The sequence below is a fragment of the Dietzia sp. Cai40 genome (assembly GCF_014145165.1).
Lineage (GTDB): Bacteria > Actinomycetota > Actinomycetes > Mycobacteriales > Mycobacteriaceae > Dietzia > Dietzia natronolimnaea.
Map to the genome: position 1 here is coordinate 1 of NZ_JAALEB010000265.1, position 4,296 is coordinate 4,296.

Below are 4,296 nucleotides of genomic sequence, written 5' to 3' on the forward strand. Positions count from 1 at the left end.
CGGCCCGACCCGGACCCGACCCGGCCCGGCCCGCCCGCGGACGACGGTGCGCCGGACGCCGAGAGGGCGGAGAACACCCTCGGCACCCTGCTGGCCGGGCTGGACGTCGCCGTGCTGCCGGTCGACCTGGCCGCCGAACTCGAGGACGTGTCCGACAGGGTCGCGATGGCGCGGAGTTTCTACAACGACGCGGTCCGCGACACCAGGACCCTGCGCGAGAAGGGGACCGTCAGGGCGCTCCGACTCGCGGGGCGCGCCCCGATGCCCGACTACGTCGAACTCGTCGACCACCCACACGCGGGAGGCTGACCCGGCGCGGTGGGGCGGCGGTTGGGGAACCGAGGTCAGGGCGACCTACACTGGACGCCTACTACGAGTCATCGACGCCAGGAAAGGCCTATTTCGTGAGCGAGCCGCAGTCCACCGAGAACACCACCGGAACCGCACGCGTCAAGCGAGGTATGGCCGAGATGCTCAAGGGTGGCGTCATCATGGACGTCGTGACCGCCGAGCAGGCGAAGATCGCCGAGGACGCCGGCGCCGTGGCCGTCATGGCCCTCGAGCGGGTCCCCGCGGACATCCGCGCGCAGGGTGGTGTCGCCCGGATGAGCGACCCCGACCTCATCGACGGGATCATCGAGGCCGTCTCCATCCCCGTGATGGCCAAGGCCCGTATCGGCCACTTCGTCGAGGCACGGATCCTCCAGGCGCTCGGCGTGGACTACGTCGACGAGTCCGAGGTCCTCACCCCGGCCGACTACGCCAACCACATCGACAAGTTCGAGTTCACCGTGCCGTTCGTCTGTGGCGCCACCAACCTCGGCGAGGCGCTGCGGCGCATCACCGAGGGCGCGGCGATGATCCGCTCCAAGGGCGAGGCAGGTACGGGTGACGTGTCCAACGCCACCACGCACATGCGCAAGATCCGCCAGGAGATCCGCCGCCTGCAGAACCTGCCCGAGGACGAGCTCTACGTGGCCGCCAAGGAGCTCCAGGCGCCGTACGACCTGGTCAAGGAGGTGGCGCGCAACGGCAAGCTCCCCGTGGTGCTGTTCACCGCCGGCGGCATCGCCACCCCCGCCGACGCCGCGATGATGATGCAGCTCGGCGCCGAGGGCGTGTTCGTCGGCTCGGGGATCTTCAAGTCCGGCAACCCGTCCGAGCGCGCGAAGGCGATCGTCAAGGCCACCACCTTCCACGACGACCCGGAGACCCTGGCGAACATCTCCCGTGGCCTGGGCGAGGCCATGGTGGGCATCAACGTGGACGACATCCCGGAGCCGCACCGGCTCGCCGAGCGGGGCTGGTGACCCACCGGTGGCCAAGATCGAGGACATCCTCGCGATCGAGCGCATCGACCGCGATCTCTACCGCGGTCACCCGATCGAGACCCACCTGCAGCGCACCTTCGGCGGCCAGGTCGCCGGTCAGACCCTGACCGCCGCGGTCAGCACCGTCGACGACGACAAGCACGTCCATTCGCTCCACGGTTACTTCATCCGGCCGGGGATCCCGTCGGCTCCCACCGTCTTCCAGGTGGACCGGCTGCGGGACGGTCGGAGCTTCGCCACCCGGCGGGTCACCGCGATCCAGGAGGGCGAGCCCATCTTCTCGATGTCGGCCTCCTTCCACCTCCGCGACCAGGAGGGGATCGAGCATCAGGACCCGATTCCCGACGTGATCGACGCCGAGGAGATCCCCGCGCCGCGGTACGAGGACCTGGACGAGACCCACCGTGTCTTCGTGGACGAGTGGGCGCAGTGGGACATCCGGATGGTGCCGCCCGACAAGCTCCGCGGATCCTCGCAGATCGCCTCACAGCAGAGGGTGTGGTTCCGGTGCGTGGACGAACTGCCGGACGACCCCAACTTCCACGTGTGCACGCTCGCCTACATGTCGGACATGACCCTGCTGAGCTCGGCCAAGGTCATCCACCCTGATGAGCCCACCCAGGACGCCTCCCTGGACCACGCGATGTGGTTCCTGCGCCCGTTCCGGGCCGACGACTGGCTGCTGTACGACCAGACGTCCCCGTCCGCCTTCGGCGGCCGGGCCCTCACCCAGGGCCGCATCTTCGACCGGACGGGGCGCCTCGTCGCGGCGGTCACCCAGGAGGGGTTGTCGCGTCGCCTCCGGGAGGGGGCGCAGCCCTTCCCTGTGGACCTGTCGGGCACCGGGTCCGACCGCACCGCAGCCGCCCGCGGGGACGCCGGTTCCCGCGGGGACCACAGGTGAGCGCGGCGAATCGCCCCCGGATCGGCGTGCTCGCCCTCCAGGGCGACGTCGCCGAACACCTGCGCCACCTGGAGACCGTCGGGGCGGAGGCCGTCACAGTGCGCCGCCGATCGGAGCTGGACACGGTCGACGGGCTCGTGCTGCCCGGCGGTGAGTCGACCGCGATGAGCCGCCTACTGGACGTGTACGACATGTACCAGCCGGTGTCCGAGCGGATCTCGGGCGGGATGCCCGTGTACGGCTCGTGCGCGGGGATGATCCTGCTGGCCTCCGTGGTGCTCGACACCCGCCCGGACGCCACGTGGTTCTCCGCCATCGACATGACCGTCCGGCGCAACGCCTTCGGGCGGCAGGTCGACTCGTTCGAGGCCGACCTCGTCGTCGACGCCCTCGGCCCCGACCCGTTTCGGACGGTCTTCATCCGGGCACCGTGGGTGGAGACGGTGGGACCGGACGTCGAGGTACTCGCCGGCGTCCGCGCCTCGGACGGCGAGGATCACGTGGTCGCGGTGCGCCAGGGCAACGCCCTCGCGACCTCGTTCCACCCCGAGGTCACCGACGACGTGCGCGTCCATCGGTACTTCCTCGACATGGTCAGGGCGGCGACCTCGTAGAGTGGGCCGTCAGCGACACCCGTAAGTCACCCGGAGGTCATCCAGGCCTCACCCCAGACACCCCGGAGGGCGGAACTCCCCATGTCAGGCCATTCCAAGTGGGCCACCACCAAGCACAAGAAGGCGGCGATCGACTCCAAGCGCGGCAAGCTCTTCGCCAAACTCGTCAAGAACATCGAGGTGGCGGCCCGCACGGGTGGCGGTGACCCCGACGGCAACCCGACGCTGTTCGACGCCATCCAGAAGGCCAAGAAGAACTCGGTCCCGGGCGACAACGTCGAGCGCGCGCGGCGGCGCGGCGCCGGCGAGGAGGCCGGCGGCGCCGACTGGGAGACGATCATGTACGAGGGCTACGGCCCGAACGGCGTGGCGATGCTCATCGAGTGCCTCACGGACAACCGCAACCGCGCGGCCATGGAGGTCCGCACGGCCATGACCCGTAACGGCGGCAACCTGGCCGACCCGGGCTCCGTGGCCTACCTCTTCGCCCGGAAGGGTGAGATCGTCCTGGACAAGGGCGAGCTCGAGGAGGACGACGTCCTGATGGCGGTGCTCGAGGCGGGGGCCGAGGAGGTCAACGACCTCGGCGACCGCTTCGAGGTCATCTGCGAACCCACCGACCTCGTCCAGGTCCGCACGGCGCTCCAGGAGGCCGGGATCGACTACGACTCGGCCGAGTCGGGCTTCCGGGCCTCCGTCGAGGTCACCGTCGACGCCGAGGGGGCGGGGAAGATCTTCCGCCTGATCGACGCGCTCGAGGACTCCGACGACGTCCAGAACGTCTACTCGAACGTGGATATCCCCGACGACGTCCTGGCGGCCCTGGACTCCTGACGGCCGCGTCGCTGGTAGGGTCTCGAACGTAGGTTCTACCACTGGTCGGCGGAGGTTCGATGCGCGTCATGGGAGTGGACCCCGGGCTGACCCGGTGCGGTCTCGCGTTGATCGAGACGGCACCGGGCCGCGCCGTCACCGCTCTCGACGTGGACGTGGTGCGGACGAGTGCGGACGAACCGCTCGAGCGTCGCCTGCGGGCGGTGCACGAGGTGGCCGACGAGTGGATGGCCGTTCACCGGCCCGACGTGGTGGCCATCGAGCGTGTGTTCGCCCAGAACCAAGTGTCCACCGCGATGGGCACGGCGCAGGCGGCCGGGGTCGTGGCCATGGCCGCGGCGTACCGGGACATCCCGGTCGCGTTCCACACCCCCTCCGAGGTCAAGGCCGCCGTCACGGGCAGCGGTCGCGCCGACAAGAAGCAGATGACCCTGATGATCACGCGGATCCTCGGCCTCCAGAAGCCCCCGAGCCCGGCGGACGCCGCGGACGCCCTGGCGCTGGCGGTCTGCCACAGCTGGCGGGCGCCCATGCAGGGCCGGGTGGCCGCGCTCGACGCGCAGGTCTCGAGGTCACGGGCGGGGTTCCAGGCCAAGGTCGTCAAGGGCAGGGC

5 protein-coding genes and 1 pseudogene are annotated in these 4,296 nt (G+C 70.3%); all 6 read left to right on the top strand.

Features of this window, described 5'->3' with window-relative positions; all coding sequences use genetic code 11:
* Positions 1–309 (top strand): annotated as a pseudogene (locus G6022_RS10615) (NUDIX hydrolase); the annotation flags it as partial.
* Between the two features lie 95 nt (positions 310–404).
* Positions 405–1,310 (top strand): pyridoxal 5'-phosphate synthase lyase subunit PdxS, encoded by a 906-nt coding sequence (gene pdxS, locus G6022_RS10620; protein WP_179525382.1) that lies wholly within the window; start codon positions 405–407, stop codon positions 1,308–1,310.
* A 7-nt stretch (positions 1,311–1,317) separates the two neighbouring features.
* A complete protein-coding gene (locus G6022_RS10625) occupies positions 1,318–2,235 on the top strand; it encodes an acyl-CoA thioesterase II (protein ID WP_179525381.1) in 918 nt (305 codons plus the stop codon).
* Positions 2,232–2,849 (top strand): pyridoxal 5'-phosphate synthase glutaminase subunit PdxT, encoded by a 618-nt coding sequence (gene pdxT / locus G6022_RS10630; protein WP_179525380.1) that lies wholly within the window; start codon positions 2,232–2,234, stop codon positions 2,847–2,849. Before G6022_RS10625 ends, pdxT begins: the two co-directional genes overlap by 4 nt.
* An 81-nt stretch (positions 2,850–2,930) precedes the next feature.
* Positions 2,931–3,683, top strand: coding sequence for a YebC/PmpR family DNA-binding transcriptional regulator (locus tag G6022_RS10635; RefSeq protein ID WP_182610072.1), 753 nt, complete (start codon positions 2,931–2,933; stop codon positions 3,681–3,683).
* 59 nt (positions 3,684–3,742) lie between these two features.
* Positions 3,743–4,296 (top strand): crossover junction endodeoxyribonuclease RuvC (gene ruvC, locus G6022_RS10640; RefSeq protein ID WP_182691542.1); only part of this gene is annotated, 554 nt, incomplete at its 3' end.